22 protein-coding genes and 3 pseudogenes are annotated in these 17,965 nt (G+C 62.8%); 18 read left to right on the forward strand and 7 right to left on the reverse strand.

Annotated elements, in window-relative coordinates:
• From BF95_RS28750 to BF95_RS05330, 5 genes and pseudogenes are all read right to left on the reverse strand, one after another.
• Window positions 1–180: pseudogene (locus tag BF95_RS28750) on the reverse strand (IS110 family transposase); the annotation flags it as partial.
• A gap of 158 nt (window positions 181–338) precedes the next feature.
• Window positions 339–1,229, reverse strand: a pseudogene (locus BF95_RS05320) (IS3 family transposase); the annotation flags it as partial.
• A gap of 127 nt (window positions 1,230–1,356) precedes the next feature.
• The gene (locus tag BF95_RS28755; protein ID WP_235209573.1) at window positions 1,357–2,037 is read right to left on the reverse strand and encodes a transposase; all 681 of its coding nucleotides are present in this window, start codon (window positions 2,035–2,037) and stop codon (window positions 1,357–1,359) included.
• A 121-nt stretch (window positions 2,038–2,158) separates the two neighbouring features.
• On the reverse strand, window positions 2,159–2,644 hold the full coding sequence (locus tag BF95_RS28760; protein ID WP_081764046.1) for an IS110 family transposase: 486 nt from the start codon (window positions 2,642–2,644) through the stop codon (window positions 2,159–2,161).
• A 180-nt stretch (window positions 2,645–2,824) separates the two neighbouring features.
• Window positions 2,825–3,061: pseudogene (locus BF95_RS05330) on the reverse strand (transposase); the annotation flags it as partial.
• A 106-nt stretch (window positions 3,062–3,167) separates the two neighbouring features.
• Between BF95_RS05330 and BF95_RS05335 the strand changes: the two are divergent.
• The 9 genes from BF95_RS05335 to BF95_RS05375 all read left to right on the forward strand — a co-directional run bounded on the left by BF95_RS05335 (window position 3,168) and on the right by BF95_RS05375 (window position 9,144).
• The gene (locus tag BF95_RS05335; RefSeq protein WP_235209574.1) at window positions 3,168–4,253 is read left to right on the forward strand and encodes a DUF3560 domain-containing protein; all 1,086 of its coding nucleotides are present in this window, start codon (window positions 3,168–3,170) and stop codon (window positions 4,251–4,253) included.
• Between the two features lie 32 nt (window positions 4,254–4,285).
• Window positions 4,286–4,966, forward strand: coding sequence for a methyltransferase type 11 (locus tag BF95_RS05340; RefSeq protein ID WP_200866885.1), 681 nt, complete (start codon window positions 4,286–4,288; stop codon window positions 4,964–4,966).
• A 29-nt stretch (window positions 4,967–4,995) separates the two neighbouring features.
• Window positions 4,996–5,949 carry an ATP-binding protein gene (locus BF95_RS28765; RefSeq protein WP_235209575.1) on the forward strand — a complete coding sequence of 318 codons (954 nt, stop codon included), beginning with the start codon at window positions 4,996–4,998 and terminating at the stop codon, window positions 5,947–5,949.
• Window positions 5,950–5,953: 4 nt separating this feature from the next.
• A complete protein-coding gene (locus BF95_RS28770; RefSeq protein WP_043149859.1) occupies window positions 5,954–6,514 on the forward strand; it encodes a hypothetical protein in 561 nt (186 codons plus the stop codon).
• Window positions 6,515–6,698: 184 nt separating this feature from the next.
• The gene (locus tag BF95_RS25500) at window positions 6,699–7,235 is read left to right on the forward strand and encodes a hypothetical protein (protein WP_051519863.1); all 537 of its coding nucleotides are present in this window, start codon (window positions 6,699–6,701) and stop codon (window positions 7,233–7,235) included.
• A 2-nt stretch (window positions 7,236–7,237) separates the two neighbouring features.
• A complete protein-coding gene (locus BF95_RS05360) occupies window positions 7,238–7,531 on the forward strand; it encodes a hypothetical protein (RefSeq protein ID WP_043149860.1) in 294 nt (97 codons plus the stop codon).
• The gene (locus BF95_RS05365; protein ID WP_043149861.1) at window positions 7,528–7,893 is read left to right on the forward strand and encodes a hypothetical protein; all 366 of its coding nucleotides are present in this window, start codon (window positions 7,528–7,530) and stop codon (window positions 7,891–7,893) included. Before BF95_RS05360 ends, BF95_RS05365 begins: the two co-directional genes overlap by 4 nt.
• 417 nt (window positions 7,894–8,310) lie before the next feature.
• Window positions 8,311–8,550 carry a hypothetical protein gene (locus BF95_RS05370; RefSeq protein WP_148564782.1) on the forward strand — a complete coding sequence of 80 codons (240 nt, stop codon included), beginning with the start codon at window positions 8,311–8,313 and terminating at the stop codon, window positions 8,548–8,550.
• A gap of 165 nt (window positions 8,551–8,715) precedes the next feature.
• Window positions 8,716–9,144, forward strand: coding sequence for a hypothetical protein (locus BF95_RS05375; protein WP_043149863.1), 429 nt, complete (start codon window positions 8,716–8,718; stop codon window positions 9,142–9,144).
• On the opposite strand, the gene BF95_RS27850 is transcribed toward BF95_RS05375, so the two are convergent.
• Entirely contained in the window at window positions 9,084–9,413 is a 330-nt protein-coding gene (locus BF95_RS27850) for a hypothetical protein (RefSeq protein ID WP_161774226.1), read from the reverse strand. The genes BF95_RS05375 and BF95_RS27850 overlap by 61 nt on opposite strands.
• Between BF95_RS27850 and BF95_RS05385 the strand changes: the two genes are divergently transcribed.
• The 5 genes from BF95_RS05385 (at window position 9,412) to BF95_RS05410 (ending at window position 12,296) form a co-directional block, all read left to right on the forward strand.
• On the forward strand, window positions 9,412–9,600 hold the full coding sequence (locus BF95_RS05385) for a hypothetical protein (protein ID WP_043149990.1): 189 nt from the start codon (window positions 9,412–9,414) through the stop codon (window positions 9,598–9,600). The two genes, BF95_RS27850 and BF95_RS05385, sit on opposite strands and share 2 nt — an antisense overlap.
• A 104-nt stretch (window positions 9,601–9,704) precedes the next feature.
• Window positions 9,705–10,181: a hypothetical protein gene (locus tag BF95_RS05390; RefSeq protein ID WP_043149865.1), complete on the forward strand. Its 477-nt coding sequence runs from the start codon at window positions 9,705–9,707 to the stop codon at window positions 10,179–10,181.
• Window positions 10,182–10,524: 343 nt separating this feature from the next.
• Window positions 10,525–11,073, forward strand: coding sequence for a hypothetical protein (locus BF95_RS05400; RefSeq protein ID WP_152542580.1), 549 nt, complete (start codon window positions 10,525–10,527; stop codon window positions 11,071–11,073).
• A gap of 145 nt (window positions 11,074–11,218) precedes the next feature.
• Entirely contained in the window at window positions 11,219–11,869 is a 651-nt protein-coding gene (locus BF95_RS05405) for a hypothetical protein (RefSeq protein WP_043149870.1), read from the forward strand.
• A gap of 43 nt (window positions 11,870–11,912) precedes the next feature.
• The gene (locus tag BF95_RS05410) at window positions 11,913–12,296 is read left to right on the forward strand and encodes a hypothetical protein (RefSeq protein WP_043149872.1); all 384 of its coding nucleotides are present in this window, start codon (window positions 11,913–11,915) and stop codon (window positions 12,294–12,296) included.
• Between the two features lie 112 nt (window positions 12,297–12,408).
• Here BF95_RS05410 and BF95_RS05415 read toward each other — a convergent pair whose 3' ends face one another.
• On the reverse strand, window positions 12,409–12,798 hold the full coding sequence (locus BF95_RS05415; RefSeq protein ID WP_043149992.1) for a hypothetical protein: 390 nt from the start codon (window positions 12,796–12,798) through the stop codon (window positions 12,409–12,411).
• 163 nt (window positions 12,799–12,961) lie between these two features.
• Between BF95_RS05415 and BF95_RS05420 the strand changes: the two genes are divergently transcribed.
• From BF95_RS05420 to BF95_RS05435, 4 genes are all read left to right on the forward strand, one after another.
• On the forward strand, window positions 12,962–13,171 hold the full coding sequence (locus tag BF95_RS05420; RefSeq protein WP_043149874.1) for a DUF5818 domain-containing protein: 210 nt from the start codon (window positions 12,962–12,964) through the stop codon (window positions 13,169–13,171).
• An 86-nt stretch (window positions 13,172–13,257) separates the two neighbouring features.
• On the forward strand, window positions 13,258–14,772 hold the full coding sequence (locus tag BF95_RS05425; protein WP_152542582.1) for a hypothetical protein: 1,515 nt from the start codon (window positions 13,258–13,260) through the stop codon (window positions 14,770–14,772).
• A complete protein-coding gene (locus tag BF95_RS05430; RefSeq protein ID WP_152542584.1) occupies window positions 14,769–17,093 on the forward strand; it encodes a hypothetical protein in 2,325 nt (774 codons plus the stop codon). The genes BF95_RS05425 and BF95_RS05430 overlap by 4 nt, the downstream gene beginning before the upstream one ends.
• Window positions 17,094–17,192: 99 nt before the next feature.
• Window positions 17,193–17,960, forward strand: a complete 768-nt coding sequence (locus BF95_RS05435; RefSeq protein WP_043149877.1) for a hypothetical protein — start codon at window positions 17,193–17,195, stop codon at window positions 17,958–17,960.
• The last annotated feature ends 5 nt before the right edge of the window (window positions 17,961–17,965 follow it).

Raw genomic sequence — 17,965 nt, forward strand, 5'->3', positions numbered from 1 at the left:
GTCGACAATGGACCTGTCTCGAATACCACCCGCTCCGCATGCGGGGCGTGTTTGCGGACTATCTGCGCCAGGATCTGGGGATCCGATGCGCACTTGCCGCGCCAGATCCGTTTTCCATCCTGACGAATGGAGATCGCGGTATCTTTTAGTGAAAACGTCAAAGCCTATATACTGTTTCATGGTTGCTCTCCGTGCGATGCTTGGGCCCGGTGCCAATCGTGAGCCCGTTTTTCCATCATATCGGGGGGCAACCACCCCTGTCAGCTATATCAAAATGCTGATGCCCGGGACGAATCGCGCCGCGATTATCCCATGTTTTGTGCCGGTCACCTATCTCATTATGCCACCTTGGCTTCGAACGCGAGCGGGCTGATGCCGCCCAGATATGAATGGCGACGACGGGTGTTGTAGAAGCCATTGATGTACTGGAAGATGGCGGCTTCTGCCTGACGCCGCGTCGGCCAGCTCTGCCGCCAGATGAGTTCGGCCTTCAGGGATTTGAAGAAGGTCTCGACGGACGCATTGTCGTAGCAATTTCCCTTGCCGCTCATCGATGGACGCAGGCCATAGGCCTGCAGCTTTTTCTGATAGTCGTAAGAACAATATTGGCTGCCACGATCCGAATGAAAAAAGCAGCCTTCCGGAGGCTGGCGCAGGCGCACCGCCATATCCAGCGCTCTGATCGCCAAGTCCTTCTTCATTCTGTCGCTGACTGCCCAGCCCACGACGCGACGGCTATGCAGGTCGAGAATGACGGCAAGGTAGAGCCAGCCTTCTGACGTCCAGATATAGGTGATGTCGCCGGCCCATTTACGGTTGGGCGCATCGGCGGCAAAATCGCCGTCCAGCCAGTTCGCTGCGACCCCCAGTCGATGGTGGCTATCCGTCGTAACCTTGTGCTTGCGCGTGCGGACTGGCTTGATCCCGTTGATCTTCATCAGCCGCCCGACCCGGCGCTCGCCAACATCGAGCCCCACCTCCTTCAACTCCATCGTCATGCGAGGACGGCCGTAGCTGCCAAGGCTCAGCCTGTACTGTTCTCGGATATGGGCCAGCACTTTCATATCTGTCCGCTCCCGCCTGCTAATCGGGCGCGAGCGCCAGGAACGATAGCCGCGTTCACTGACATCCATGACACGGCAGAGCAGTTCAACGGGCCAACGATGCCGCCAGCTATGCACAAAAGCGAACTTCACGGCCTTTGGCTCGCGAAGAACTGCGTGGCCTTCCTAAGAAACAGCCACGTCTGGCTCCGGCGGTAGTTCCTGGAGTGAGAAGCCGAAGGCCTTGGCGCGGCGCTGGAGATTGCCGATCACCCGGCTTCGGTACCGTTCTTCATATTGGGTGGCGCCGGGATCATGATACGCCATGCCGTAACGCAAACTGTTGTAGAACAGGACCGCGATCTTGCGAGCTGTGGCCGTGACCGCCTTCGCCTTTCCCGCGCGCGCCGCCAGCCTCCGGTAAAACGCGCCGAGTGCGGTGTCGCTGCGACCTATTGTGGTCGCGGCCAGACGCAGGAGCGCTGCTGCACGGCTCGATGAGCGCCGCGTTTTTCGACGAGAGCAGTTTGCCACCGGATATCTTGTTGCCCGGTGCCAGGCACAGCCAGGACGTAAAATGCTTGGAGCTGGGCCATGCTGCGAGATCGGTGCCGCACTCGCCAACGAGCTTGAGCGCCAGGGATGGGCCGATTCCATGGATTTGCGTCAGGTCCACGCCCAGCACACGATAAAGCGCGGACCGGACCTCGAAGTCAGGCGTGTTCACCTGCCGTCTTTTGGTCCTGACTTTGGGGAGGCCGCGGATATCGTGCCCCTTGTCGATTTCGAGCTCCTTGAGCGCGACCTCCAGCTTGCGATCGCATTCGAGGATTTTGGTCTGGTAAAAGTCGTACAGCGCCAGCGACTGGCAGAGTGCGAAAATGTGCTCATCCCGCCAGTTTCCCGACAAGGCGGCGCAGATCTTTTCCGCAGATGAATGGCAACGAACGTCGCGCATTACCGCCAGCGTACTGGGCGCACGTTCCCCGGCCACGATGGCCTGATGATCCGCATGCCTGTAACGCCGGTGATGTCGGAAACGACGTGATGGAGTTGCACGTTCATTTCCATAAGCGCCTTCTGCATGTGCTGGATATGGGACGCAGCATATTCGATCAGGCGCTCGCGCTGTCGGAGATAGGCACGCATGGTCGCCACGCCTGCCTCGGGACGAAGCTTCCTCGCAATAGCCCATAACTGTGAAGGCGTTGCAGCCAGGCCGCATCGCTGACATCCGTCTTTCGGCCCGGGACGTTCTTGGCGTAGCGCGCGTTGACGAGAATGACGTGAAAGCCATGCTCCTCCAGCACTTCAAAGGCCGGAATCCAGTAAACGCCAGTGGATTCCATTGCCACGCTGGTGACGCCGCTGGCCTTGAACCAACGGGCCATATCATGCAGATCGCCAGTGAATGTGCCAAATGCCCGCACGGGACTATCGTCCGCCTGCGGATTGATGGCCGCCATATGCATCGTCGAACCGATATCGATGGCGGCAGCGCCAGGGTTAACCATGGACAATGCGTCCGAACCCGGGGATTTTGTTCCTGTCATTCCACGTCCTCCTTCAAAGTGGAGGGTATGGGCTATGCCAACCGTCATCTTCCTAACCGGGATCGCCGCAGCACGACGTCACCACTCTCAAGTACGCAAACGCCCACGGGCCACGTTTTTTAACGGGGTATCATACCTCCAATAAGCGAACGGCCGCGACCCTCCTGGCCAGCACCATAGCACGACCCGTTTCTACCGCGCACAAGCGGGCCGGAGCCCGGGACAGTTTTTTAGCACTTCCCTCTCCTCCCGCAGCACACGGTTCTCAAGACGAAGGCGTTCATTCTCACGCGCCAGATCTGCCTGCGGCGCTGCCACCAGGTCAGATGGCCGATACTGTGACACCCATTTGCCCAGCGTCGACTTCCCTATCCCCAAATCCGATGCAACCCTGTCGCGGGGTAACCCGCTGGTCAGTGCAATCCGCACCGCCTCCTGCTTGAACTCTTCTGTGTGCTTGATCATCTCGTCGGTCTCCTGTTGCGAGCTCTAATCGCTCAGGTGACCGGCACAAAACCGTTACAAGTCCAAGCGCGGCGCGCGCAAGACGCAAGAGCGCATGCATTCGGCCATGAGCGCCTCGACCGACGCCGAGAAAGCCGCGACTTACTGGCTCTACCGCGCCACCGGTGTCGAGCGCTTCGCCAATATGAAGAACGATCCGCGCACCCGTGCCAACCGGATCAAGACGCTGTTGGCCGAGCTTCGGGACCTGCAACGGGGTATCAATACGGCGCATGCGGCGCTGGCGATCTGGGATCGCTTCACGACCGACGAACAAATTCGCCACGCGCTCGGTAACATGGATACACGCAAGACATGGTCGAATTACGACCTCTACTACAAGGTCGACAAAGGCGAGATCACGCCGGCGGACGCCCGCCAATCGTGCATCGAGGGGGCAACCCTCGCGGTCAATGGCCCGGTCCGTCGCCGATGGATCGAGCATGTTCTGAACCGGCTGGCGTTCGAGCGTTCCATGCTCGGCGACGTCCCGCACTATGACGGCGAGCTGACCCCGGTCATCATCCAGGCGTTCGCACGCGAGCAGGGCGCCGAAGTCCCGAAATGCACCGTGCCCCATGCAGGGGTTTTCCGGCTGGAAAGCCCGGTTCTGCTTCCCGCCCACATCGCCCCGGAAGCCTCGCTCGCCTTGAGCGAGGATGGCTGGCGCGATCTCATGCAGGCCAGCGGCTACACCGTGCCCGCCAGGACGGCGCGCCGTGTCTCGGCCAAACCCGACGCCGTGCCGCTGATCAATCCGTCAGAGGAACAGGCCGAGCAGCTGCAGACGATATGGAACCTGCATATGGTCGCGGCCTGCAAGGGCAAGCACAGCGCGGCCAAGCCCAACTCGATCTATTCGACGACCCAGACCACCTATTCGGCCAATTCGAAGGGGGATTACGCCCCTTTCAAGACGATCGAGATCGCCGCCGACGGCCGCCGTGTGCGGATGGAATGGCAAAGACAGGAACGCGTGCGCTCCGGCGAGCCGGTCGCCCGCATCCGTATTTCGACGATCGGCGCCGAGTTCTACAAGCCCGACGCGCTTCTTGTCATCACCGACAAGCCGAGCAAGCCGCTGCCGATGGACCTCGACGCCCTCGAAGCAGCCGCGCGCCAGGCGGCCGGCGAGGAGGAGGCGGCGGCATGAAACCGGGCGTTTACACGCGGCCCGCCAGGCCGATGCGGATCACGGTGAAGTCGCGGCCCGGTTTCGCAAATGTTGAGATCGCGCGAGCGCCCGAGATCATCGCCGTCGATAGTGCCACCGAATGCCATGTGACGCCGCCGGATGTCGCGGCGCGCATGGTGCGCTATCTTGGCGAAGTCGGCGACTATCTGACCCTCGAGCCGAGCGCAGGGACCGGTAATCTCTCGCGGGCCCTGATCGAAAGCGGGCACAGCCGCTACGAACTTGTCCAGGTCGAGCGCCATATCAAGCTTGCGGCACAGCTCCACCGGTTCGGGACCGTGATCAACCGCTGTTTCCTCGAATATGCCGTCGACGTGCGTGGGAAGGTCCAGTTTCCCCGTGTCATCATGAACCCGCCGTTCCGCGACGTGCGCAAGCATATCGCGGCGGCTCGCGACCTGTTGGGCCCCAACGGACATGGCGAGGCACCGACGCTGGTCGCACTCGTGCCGATCACCTTTCAGACCGACGACATGGAGACGCTCGAGCACCTGCCCGATGACACGTTCGCCACCGCGAAGGTGCGGACCAAGATCATCCGCATTCGCTCCGACCCGCATCCGACGGAATCGGGACGAAAGCGGTGGTCTTTTGAACCGTCGCCGATCGCACCCAGCGCAATCTCGACCGTGGATCTTGCTGGCCCAGGCTCCGACCAGATCGCCGCCTGATCTTTTCCCCAAGCGAAAGGACTTGCATCATGCAGGACTCCAATTGCGCCTTCGCGCTCGAAACCGCGGCCTGCCTCTGGGAAGCGGTGCTGTCCCTGCGAGACCATCCTGTCACCAATCCGGCCGACATCGAACGCGCGTTGCTCATCCGTGAATCCTGCAACGCTATCGGCACCGCCGCCCTGCGCATGACCGTCATCGGCTGGACCGATGCCGTTGACGCGGCTTGGGCCAGCGTCGCCGACGGGTATCTCGGATGCTTCGACTGGGATTTCGTTCCCGACTGGATCATCCGTCATGTCGACTGGTCTGACCCGTGCCATCCCTTGTTTCGACAGGAGCCTGGCCATTCCCGCGAGCAAGCGGACGAGACCGGAGGGGAGAAAGCCGGGGATGGTTGCGACGAGGATGTCGCTGCAAATCCGGAGGCCTTCATGACCTTTCCTACCACGATCAAGACCACAGTCGGTCAGTCCCTGATCACCAAAATTGGACGTTTCTTCAATGGAAGCGTGTCCGACTGTCTGGCCGAGGCAATCCAGAACAGCAGGCGCGCCGGCGCGACCCGTATCGATATTGCCAGGATCGAGAAGAACGACCGTCCGGTGCTCCGCATACGCGACGACGGGCGCGGCATTGCCGAACCGGCCAAGTTCCTCACGCTCGGCGATTCCGGGTGGAACGAGGACATTGCCCGCTCGGAGGATCCGGCCGGCATGGGCGTGTTCAGTCTGGCGGGCCGCCACGTCACCGTGCGTTCCCACGCGGCCGAACTGGGTGCGGCCTGGCAGGTGGACGCCGCGCACCGCGGAGACGGACAGTGTTCTACTCGGCGACAGGGTGGCCGGCGAGCCGATGATCCTGATGCCAACGGACCAGCCCCATATCGAACAATGCGTTGGCCGAGCCATCGCTTCGGGCCGGCCGCTCGGCGCGACGCCGGTCCACCCGGTCGGCGATTTTACGGGTTACGGCTGGTATGATGCCTTGCCGCGCGCGCTCGGCTATTCCTTCCGGATCGAACGAGGCGAGGGCGATGTCTTCGACTATGCCGCCGACACACAGCTACCACCGAACCTCGTCTCCGGACGCGTCGATGGAATCGCGCTCGAACTTGCCGTCCAGGAAACGACTGTTTCCGATGCCCCCGCCGAAGTCATCGCGCTGCCCGCCGACCTTCTGATCGTTCCCGGCGATTGCTGGACCGATCTCGAAGAGGTCGGCATCCTGCTCAGCACCGACTGCGCGATCACGCCCGGCGAACTTGCTTCCCTGCTGGAACGCGCCTGTTTCTATCCAGATGAAGACAGTGATGCCGACAGCTATCATACCCAGCAGGCGGCGTTCGATATGCAGGCACGCTTTACCGCCAATCTGCTACTGCTCGGCGAGGACGCCGCGATCATAGAGCGGGTTCGCGAGGCAATGCGCGAGCATGTTTCCTGGCTGATTCCGAAGGACCGCGCGATCGCTGTGCGCGCGGTGAATTACCAGGTGGACGCTGCCTTCGCGGACAAGGACATGGCGCCGGCGATCACCACCGCCTGAACCGCTTGCTCCACGCCAATCTGCTCACGATCGAGCAGGGCAAAATCGACTAATATCCGCTGCGAAAGCGACCGCTCGCGAACCGTCAGCGCTGCTCAGGCGGCGGTGCCCATGACTCCTGCCATCGCCGGTCTCGCGAGCGGCCCATTCGCACTTCACGACATCGCCATCAGGGAGACACAAGATGGCCAACACTTATCTGGAAACGGCGTTCAATGTGCCGGTCACGCCCGAAGAGGCCGCGTTGCTCGAAGAATGCTTCGCCACCACCGCGGAGATATCTGCCGGGTTCGCCAGCATTCCGCAGGAGGAGCTTGAGGCCGCGAAAACCTGCTATGCATCTCGCAGCGGCCTGTTCAGGGCGACCTTCCCACCGCAGGCCGACGAAGACGATCCTTTCGCGACATTCCTTGGTCTCTGGTCCGATCCCGATTTTCCCTGTTTCGACGCAGACCTCACTGTAAGCGCCGACCCCGGCGGCGAAGGACAGGTCGCTTACATTCATGGTCACGAGGTCGATATTTCGGCACTCGCATCCCTGATCCAGAGAGTCTGCAAGTCGGCGCTGCCTTTCGGCTTCGAATGGGCGCTGGTGACCGACCAGGACAGACCGGGTGGATTCGGTGGCGGCTATTTCGTCGTCACCGAGACCGAAATCCTCGGCGGCTCGACGCATTGGCTGATGCACGAGACCCTGCAAACCTTGCGGGCGGGAGCGTGACCATGGCGGACACGATCAGCGCCAGCGTGACGCTCTATGTCGAGGTTCTCGATCCGCAGGCCATATGGGATCACGCCCACAGGGCATATGCCTTGGCGCATCTCGACCACAAGATCCATGACGAGGCACAGCCGACGCGCCTTGCCGAAGAGCTTCTTGCCGAGTTCGTATCCCTCTGCGGCACTCGCAAAGAGCCCGACATCGGCGATTGTCTCCGCATGATCTTCGACCCCGGCGAAAGCCCGCCGGGAATCCTGATCGAGGACAGCTCGGCCGAGGTGGAGGGCCGTTCATGAAATCCGTCCTCAAACGGCCCTGCAACGAATGCCCGTGGCGCCGCAACCATCCGGCCGGATGGCTTGGCGGCTATCGCCCCGAAGACTTCACGGAGCAGATCCAGTTCGATGGTCCGCCGCTGCCTTGCCACAAGACCATTCCCGGAGACGGGAGCGATGCGCGTGCCATGTGCGCGGGCGCCCTCATCTTCATGCGAAACTGCGCCAAGGGCGCGCACCATCCCGATTATGGCGACGCACTCGAGACGATCGAGCCGGATGCGGAAACCGTGTTCCAATGGTCGCAGGAGTTCCTGGACCATCACAACAACCCGCAGAAGTGGATCGAGCGCATCCGCTGCCAAGTGAAAAACCGGCGGTGACGCCGTTTCGGCCACTGATCCACCGTGACCGATCGAAGACCGCCGTGGAGGGAAGGGGGCGGGGCGTGGTCGCGACGAAGAGTTCGCTGCCCACCCGGAGGTTCTCATGCCATTTTCCACCACGATCCCTCTTGCCGACCGCCGGTCCAGGGTTGGACCTGTCGACAGACGTTCAGGATCGCTCCCCGACATTCTGGACGAACTGCTCCGCATCGCCCAGCAAGCCGACGCCTATATGAGATCCACGTCGAGACGTTCGACTATGAGGGGCGTCCGATTCCCTCCGTCTATGACAATGGCTCGGGGATCGAGAGTCCGCGAGACTTGCTCGCACTGGATGCGATCGGGTGGCGCGGATCCCTGTCGCATCCCGGAAATGGTGACAGGATAGCACTTTCAAGCGTCGCAGGACGCCATGTGATCGTTCGGTCCGGTCCCGATGAAACCGAACGCGGATGGAGCGCGACGATACCTCCCGAAGCCTGGACCGACACCGCGCCGATCACGATCGAGCCCGACGCCGGTCTTCGCGGCACCAACGTCATGGTCGAGATTCCGGTCGAAGAGCGCGTGGGGCTTGAAGAAGCAGTAGCGGCGGCCGCACGGGACCTGCCGGTGCGGGTTTACTTTCACGCCAGATGGAAGAACCGCCCCTGATCCCGACAGATCAGGCGATCGCCACGCATGCGTCGCCCAATCGGTCAGGACCGAATTCGCGGATGACAGCACGCCCGCGCGCAACGCCAGCAAACAATCCTTTCCCCACCCGGTCTGACCAAGCCGGCGCCGCGCCGGGCCGGGCAACGCTTCCAGAGCGCACCCATGATCGATGACCAATTTGATGCTCTGGTCGACGACGCCACCCATGCGGTCAACAATCTCATCCCCGACCGATGGCTGAACATGTTGGGCGGGACCGACCGGTCGAACCTGCTTGTCCAGATCAATGACGCGCTGACGCCGATCCTGCGCGACGCGTTCGATAACCTTGTGCGCCCGAGCGATATTCCGACCCGCGCGTCTACCATCGCCGCGATGATCTGCGAACTGATCGAAACCCATATCGCCAAATGCGACGAAAGCGGCGATTGCGCCGAAGACCGGCCATCGCATGTGATCTCGCAGGTTCACGGCACCAGCGCGAACATCGACAGCATCGCCAGTTGCGACATAGAAATTGGGACGCAAATCTACCTTGTGCTGGACGATGGCGCCGCGTTCCGCATCACCGTCGAAGCGGTGTCCTCATGATCGACATGAACATGGCGCTTCGAGCGCTCAAGCGAATAGCGCTCGCTTCGAGCCACCGAGAACTGGACGCCGCCAGGATCGAGGCCGCCGATATCCTTGATCAGGCCGGTTGGACCAGATCGGCACGCATCGTCATCGACACCATCGGGCTTCCCATTGTCCGCGACGATGGGGATCGCCCACCGAAATAGGGCCTGCTCCAGCACCAGCCTCGCCCGCTCGGCGGACGCCAGCGCTACCGCACCGCAAATCCACATGGAGAATATCATGGCCCCTCTGTCTCCGCTCAGGGCGCGTTTGGCAGGCTTTCCGCACGCATATGCCTGCGCGATCCAGCGCTGGACCGCCACCGGCCGCAACCAGTTCGTCATCCGAACCCGCAATCCCATCCAGCCGTTCCGCGTAACGGAGGCGCTTCCGGCCAATGACGAAGATCTGGTCCTACGCGTCGCCTGAACTCGATCTCCGATGGGGCAGCTCAGCCCGGTTCGTCGCCTACCTCCGCTTTCTTACACCGTCACCAAATCCCGGATTCCTCCAATACCTGCCGGAGATCCGACATGCGTATCAGCCATCTTCAGGCGATCGCCGACATCCTGCTCGGCGATGCCAAAACCCTTGCCCGCGGCTATCATGAGATCATGACTGGCGCCGGCGCGGACTTCGACACCGCGGAGGCACGCAGACGTTGCGCAATCGCCGTCAATGCGGTCGGCCTGGCAATCGACACCGATCGCTACCAGTCAGCCCTGAACGCGCTCGCAGCGCGACCGCGCGTCGAACCAAAATGCGATCGCTGTGGCAGCAACGAACTGATCCGCGACGCTTCGGCCGAATGGGACTGCGCAGCCCAACAATGGGTGCTCGCGGGCGTCTATGATTCCACGATCTGCCAGACCTGCGAGGCCGAAAGCGATTCCCTCTGCGACTGGAAGCCCTGCGCTCCCGACGCCGTACAGCCGCTCGCCGCCGCGCCCGCGCCGATCCGTGACCCGGAGGCCCACCAGGCCCAACACGAAAGCAATTCCCATCAGTGAAGTCGGGAACGCGGACCGGTCCCGCGTCAACACGGTCCTGTGGGTAATGCCCGCCGTCGTCGAGGATCGCACCCGCAGAAGTTCTTGTCGTGCGGAGCTGACGGCGATGCCGGCAAGCTTCCCCCGATCACCGACCGTCACGAGGCAATCCAATGAATAGTGCCGATCAATATCCGATAAAGCCGGGCATGTGGATCAGAACGGAGGAGGACGAGAGACTCCTCTTTCGACGATACTCGTCGACCGGCCATTGGGGGTTCTTTTCCGAGAGCAACCACCACACCGCGCGCGAGCACAAGCTGCCGCTCGCTGGTCTCAAACCCTGGGACAAGGAACGCCGGACATGAAAACCCATGCCATGGCGAGCGGACTTCGGATCACGCTGACGAAGAACGAATTGCAGGCCTTGCTCAACCTCGCACGATATGGCGCAGACCAACTCGACACCGCCCGACATAATCATATCCTGCCCAGAAGGCAGGAAGCCGTGGCGGCCGACGTCATTCAGGGCCTCGAATGCGGCCTTGCATCGGTCCAATGGAAGCAGGCGGAGGCCAAGGCAAGGCGAGAGCAGCCCAAGAGGGACGCCGAACGCCGCGCAGCCCGCGAGCACCATGCCCAGATCGACGGCTATTCGGTTTGGGCCATGCTCGGTGACTGGACCGACATGTCCGATGATCCCGATCGGCGCCAGTGGGCGGATATGTTCCACCCCGACACCAAACCTCGCGAGCAGGGCGAAATCCGGCGCAATGTCTGGCGGATTTTCATCAGCAAGGGCAGCGCGGCATTGGACGACCTCGTAGTTTTGTCCGGCGATTGCACGACGACCGCCGATCGGGACGAGATCGAACAGCTCGCACGCCGGATCATCGCGAACCATCAGGAATGACAGCCTTCGTGACGTCCGGCCGCCTCGGCTGACAACGGCCTACAAGGACGGGGCTCCCTCAAAAACCAACCGCTCCACGCCCACGGTGCCGGGCCGCCGAACGGATTCCCGTGGCCTCGGCCGCATCCCACAAGGATCCCAGACCATGCCCGAACTCATGGAAATCGAGACTTATCGGCTCGAAGAACTGTCCGAGCGCGCGAAGACAAACGCCCGCAGCTGGTATCGGGAAACCGGCCTTGACTATGACTGGCATGACTTCACATACGATGACTTCGAACGGGTCTGCGACATTCTCGGTGTCAGCCTCAAGACCAATATCGTGCGCCTCCATGGCGGAGGGACACGCAGGGAGCCGCGCATTTACTTCACCGGTTTCTGGAGCCAGGGCGACGGTGCCTGCTACGAGGGCTTCTACTCCTATGCGAAGAGCGCCCACCGTCGGATACGGGACCACGCGCCCCTCGACACCGAGCTTCACCGCATCGCCGATGCGCTGCGGGCCGTGCAGAGCCGCAACTTCTATCAGCTCAGCGCCGATGTCTCTCACCGCGGGCGCTACTATCACGAACACAGCATGGCGATTTCGGTCGAGCGCGACGGGATCTCCCAGGACATGACCGCCGATGCCGAGGGGGCCATCGCCGAAGCGCTCCGCGACCTCGCCTGCTGGCTCTATCGCGGTCTTCGCGCGGAGTATGAATATCTCAGTTCCGACGAAGCGGTCGACCAAAGCATCAGTGCCAATGGCTACAGATTCACCGCGTCCGGCGAACGCTTCGTGCGCATCGCATAGCCAATGCAGGCGCATCGACCGCCCACGACAGGAGATCCGACAAATGACCGGAACCGTTCGACTGTCCGCCAATGATATCCGGCAGCTGCGAAACGTCGCCGAGCAGATCGCGCAGGGAGAAAGGGTCGCGTCCCGCTACACGATCGAGATCGCCGAACGCTTTCATCTCACGACCGGCCGAACGGCCCTCAATATCCTCGCGATCAGTGACGATCCCGATTGGGCGGACACCGACCTCAACACGACACATCCCTGGTCGCGGGTCCACGAGCGTCATGAGCTTGTGAATGGCCGGGCGCTGTTCGATCTCTACGTCTATGAACGGCCCCCTTTTGGGGAGACCGGCGACCTTGTCTGCTGCGTTCAGGCGGAACTCGATACACGAGGTCTCGCTGCGATCCATGCTGACAGCGCAAAGGATATCTAGCGCCGGCTGGACTGATCGGGGGCCATGAAGCGCGCCATATCCGATCTGTTGCGCTGGGGCCGGGAAAGAGGCAGGTCAGCCGGCTACGACCTACCCCTCCCGCACTTTCGAGCTACTGGCCGAGAATATCGGCAATCGGCCGCGTCATGTCGACACGCCGCTTCATGAGGTCGGTGAGCCAGCAAAGATGCGCGGCCGCGTCGGCCAGCGGCAGTCCGCAAACTTCCTCGAATAGCTCCCGCTGATAATCGAGGTCGCGCGCGAGGATGCTTCGCAGCCGCCGGCGCGCGGGGCTGTCGCCATCCTCGATTTCTTCATTCGCTTCACGCGCCGCATCGAGAAATGCCTCGGCCAGTTCCTGCGCTTCATAATAGCCGCCATCAAGACCCTCACTCATGGCAAGGCTCGCCAGCCGGCGGCGTACCAGCAGCAGTTCGGGATCCACCGCTGCATCGTCGAGCGGCAGGTTGAAATCATATGCGGCGAGATAGTCCCGGATCATGGTTAGCTCCTTGAGCTGGCGAAGGAACATAGAATGAACAAGATTGCAACCTCTGTCCCGGTTATGCCATGAGTCAGCGCATGCCTCCTTCGATTTTCTTCACCCTTATCGCTTGCCCTTTCGATGACATTGCCGTGCTTGCGGACATCGGAGGTTCTCGGTCATGACCGACAGCAAGCCCCCGCTGCGTTTGCGCGGGATTGTCCGAATGAGTGATCGCGGGCCACTGCTGGAAGTCGCGGATGGCCTGGTCTGGCGACTCGAAACGCGTGACGATTTGCATGCTCATCGGGACCAGAATGTCCAGATCGAAGCCTGGCAACGCGGACCGAGCCTGCTGGAACTGCTCTGGATTGGTCCTGCTAGCGACTAGCATTGCGTTTTTCGGTTTAGGCTGATTTCTACCGAGGATATCTCGGGCATGTAACTCTGCTCAGTGCATGACGATATGGGGGCGATTTGTATCTATTGCCGCAATGGACCGAAAGGGCCGACAAACGCGGCCTCGATCCGCTTGGAATGCAGAACAGCGGGGTTGTGCTTTACCAGTCGCTCCTCCCCGGCATCAGCAACGTCACCCTGCGGATGCGCTATTACGGCTATTATTGCTGGGTGAGCGAGACCTATGCTCGCCGCGGCGCCACCAGCGATTTCGAGGCCTGGCGCACCTGGGTGCGGCGCGCCGAAGCGCTCTATGCCCTGGTCTCCGCGCGGGCAGGGGAAACCGGCGTGGGCGGCGTCGACTGGGCCAACCGCCGGTTGGCCGCGGAAGAACGGGTCATCGACTTTGCCGCCGCGGCCTCCACCGACGCATCGCAGGAACGCTATCTGCGCCAGTCGCTCGGCGTCTTCGGCGGCGCCTACTACACCCAGATGGCCGAATTGGGCCTCTTCACCGAGAACCGCCACGGGATACAGGTCGCCACCCGCGATCTCGGCCGGCGCGCGGCCGGCCTGTTCGCCGACGCGATCGGACCCGATCTCGCAAAGCTCCTGCGCCTGAAGATCGCAGATGCCCGCGTCAGCATCCGCGACCTCAATCGTCTCGAACCGATCGCGCCCTCCCAGATCCAGTTGGAAAGCGAGGAGCGCAGCTTCTACGAAGCCCTTCTCTTCGCACGCGAGCCGTCGCCCGCACAGGGCGCGGCAAGCCGAGCCGCCACGCTCACCCTTATCTTGGAGACCGCGCGCGCCATCGAGGAACAGCCTGGACCGGAGGATGTCCGCTGGCACCTCTTCAATCCGCCACAGGCACCTTTGCTCGAACCTCTCGAGACGCAGCGCCTCAACTGGGAAGCCTATCATTGCCAGGATCTGATGCAGGTGGCATCGGCCGCCCTGCTTGCCTGGGCAATCACGATCATCAACGCGGACGGGCAGGGCCAAACCCTCTCCGATATCCGCGCCGAGGTGGTCGCCCATTTGACCGGGCATGACGAGGACGCGTTCGCAGGGAGCTGGCGCGACCTGCGCCTGAGCCTCGATCCGGGGACCTTTCCATATCAGGCCATGTGGGATGACCTGACGAGCGCCCGCGGCGCGCCGGCCGACAAGGCTGTTCCTGCCATCACCCTGATGGCTGCCTTGCACCAGCGGCTTCGGACACGTCCCGATCTCGCCGATGCGGCAGCGCGCGGCTTGCCTGGCCGCGATCCTGCACGATCGCTCCGCACGGAACTCGACTGGCTCGAAAGCAGGGAGACGGACGGTGTCGTCGACCGGATCGCCGACTATGTGATCGTCCGCGTCGTCCGCCGGCATAGCTGGGTCGCCATGCAGAAGCTCCGCCGGCAGCGCGACTACACCTTCCTGTTCGAACTGCGCGATGGACGCCTCTTCTTCCTCGCCGGATATCAGCCGGTCGCCACCACGCCCCGCCTTGCGCCCGCCATCCAGTTTCTCGAGGACATCCATCTCCTGGACGAGGATGGGCTGACCACGCTCGGGCTCGACGCGCTGGAGACCTCCCGATGAGGTTGCCGGATCGTCTCGGCCGCCGCCTCGGCCGTCCCTTTCACAGTGCGATCGCCACGAGCTTCGCAGTGGAGTTCGCTGCTGTCGAACAAATCCTCCTGCCTCAGCTGATGGCGAGCGGCGCATCGAACCTGCTCCTCATCACCGACGCACGCATGGCGTCACTCGCCCTTTCGGACGGATCGATCCTGCCGACAGCGCTCGGGCGCGACTATGCGCTCCACAGTCCGCCAGCCGCCGACGGGATTTTCCACCCCAAGATCATCCTTCAGATCGGCCGTCACGGCGCTCGCGCCTTCGTCAGCTCCGCCAACCTGACCGCGGCGGGCCTTGCCGGAAACGCCGAAGTCTCGATCGAGATCGAGTGCAAGGATGAGGACGGTCCCGAGCGCGAGATCGTCCGATCCATCTGGCGCTATCTTAACGCGCTCGTGCCATCCGAACCGTCGCCTGCGCGAGAAGCCCTGCGCTGGGCGGGCGAGCGCGCGGCGTGGCTCGACGGTCCGCCCGGTTTGGTCCTGCAGGAGCTGGACGACGGTTCGGCGATCGCGTTCCTCCACGCCCCAGATGAAGCGGGAATCGGCGATCACTTCGTCTCGTTCGTCGGAGGCGACAAGGTTCAGTCGCTGGTGGTGATCAGCCCCTATTGGGACGACGATCTTTCCGCCCTTGCCGATCTTTCCCGGCGTCTCGCGCCCAAGCGGATCATCCTCCCGATCGACAGCACGAGTCACGAGTTTCCGACCGACGCGCCGTTCGCCAGCAAACCCCGTATCGTCGAGCTTGGCTGGCCCACCCGGCGCTTCACCCACGCCAAGATCCTCATCGCTTCCACCGCGCGTCACGACCATATCCTGTTCGGAAGCGCGAACTGCACAACCCCGGCGCTGGGGCGGGCAGGGGCCATCGGCTCCAATGCAGAGGCCTGCATCTATCGGAGGCTACAGCGCGGGGCTGCACGCGAAGCCCTCGGGCTCGATCGCTGGCTCGACGGCGATGTCATCGCGCTTGCCGATTTGCCGCCACGCACCCCATCGACACCCATTCCCCTTAAGGCAATCGAAGCGCGCCAGCCCGGCAGCTTCGATCTCGACGATGATGTTCTCATCTGGCGCCCGGCGCGCGGCGGGATGCAGGAAGGCGAAGTCCAACTCCTCGACAATGGAGCAAACCTGCTCCTGTCCATCCCGGGCGCGTCCTTCCACCATTCCGGCGACACGCGCACGGTGCCAATCGATCCGGCGCTCCAACGGACGCTGTGCTTCGCACGCTTCGTCTCTGGCGACTTCAGCTCGACCATTGCCCACGTCACACACCGGAACGCATTGCGCGGACGTCGCAGGGAAGTGGCGACCGGGGCTGTCGCTCGCGCGCTCGCGCCGTTCACCGATGGAACCGATTTCGATCTCTGGATGCACCAGGCCTTCGAAACCCTCGCCCGGGCCGACTTCGAGCAAGCGACCAATGCGCCTCGGATTGCGGCCAAACGCAGTCCGACGCGCAAAGCCGATGGCGAGGTCGAACCCCCGGTCGCGCTCAGCTATGAGGAATTCGTGCAGGCGCGGCCTGTCGGCGGGCGGTCGGGCGCCGCTGGCGCGAACAGTCTCGCCGGGACCTACAGCGACAGCATCCGCGATTTCCTCAATCTGCTCTCCGGCCGAACTCCCGCTCCCACCGCTGGCGAAGACGATGATTCCGCCTATGACGAGCTTGCGGAAGAGGGCGGTGACGCTGATCTCGATGATGGCGCCGACGGTGGCGACCTTGAGCAGCCGCGCCAGCCGGACGAGGAGCCGAATGATCCCGCCCCGATCGACGGGCGGCTCTATGAGCGCCACGTTATCGGCTATGCCGAGGGTCTCGAATGGGACGAAGAACCGCTCGGCCCGAGTGATGTCCTGCGACTGCGCTTCTGGATCCTATTCCTCCTCTATAAGGCCCGCTGTCCCGATCTCCCTCACGGCCTCGACGGTTCGAGCGCCCCGCTATCCTGGCCGCGCTTCATCGTCCGTATCCTTGTCGCCTTCTTCTGCGGCCGCACGCCGGCGATCACCCGGCTCATGATCGCGCGTGACTATAGTGGCATGCCCGTCGACTTCATGGAGTGCTGGATCACCGTCCTCTGGAGCCTCGATGCGATCGAGAATTCCTTGGCCGACCGGCCCAAGGAACGCCAGTTCCGCAAATATATCCCCGAACTGCGCCGGCGCGTGGTCGCCCTGCTCGGGCTCTCACCCGACGAGCTGGCCGGGTCGGTCGCCGCCGAGGTTCGCGAAGGGCTCGACCGTTCGATCGGACAAAGGCTCACTCTTGTCCCATAAGCCACCCAAGGAGAGCGCCACGCTCCGCAGGGCCTTGCCGCAAGATGCCCGATGGGAGACCGCAATATGCAGCACGCAGCAGAAGGCAGGACGAGCCGGATGACCACCGAACGAAGCGCGCCTGTCGAACCCCGGCCGATTGAAGATGGAAGACGCTGGTCGATCTGGATCGACGTTGAAGGCTTCAGCACGCTCTGGGAGCGTGGGCACAAAGCCGTGTTGGGCCTGAGCGCGCTCATGGATGGCATCTACAGCCTCGGAACCCGGCTCTACCGCGATGACGGCGACCGCCTCTTCGCCCACCAGTTCGGGGACGGATTCATCATCGTCGCCGACTTCCATGAGCCCCAGCTCGATCGCTGCGCCGCCATCGCCGTTGCGCTCATGCGCCACATCTCTCGTGCCGGATGTCTCGCCCGCGCTGCCATAGCCGAAGGGGAATTCGCCGACATCTCGGGGCTGTGGCCCAAGGTGATCCGGGAGGCCATCGCGCGCGACGGGTCGGACGATTGCGTGTCGCTCGGAAGTGGCCTCATGACGCTGTTGCCCGTCATGGGAACCGCGCTGATCGCCGCCAACAAGCTCGATGCGAGGAATCCCATTAAAGGATCGATCCTCACCGTCGCGACCTTGGACAGCGCACGGATCTCCCCCAGCTTTCCGAGCCGCACCGTCGATGGCCACGCCGCCTTCACGATCCTCGATTGGGTGCATGCGGAGCATTCCCATATCGACCGCATATGGTCCTGCGCCGGCGTTGGCGGATCGCCCGCGGACGCCGAGCGCGCGATCCGCAACTATATCGATACCGAAGCGCCGCCAACGCTATGGATCCGGGGAACGCTCGACTCCACCAACCTCAGCTAACGGTG

The organism is Sphingobium sp. Ant17, from assembly GCF_000588875.1.
In the GTDB taxonomy this organism is placed as follows: Bacteria; Pseudomonadota; Alphaproteobacteria; order Sphingomonadales; family Sphingomonadaceae; genus Sphingobium.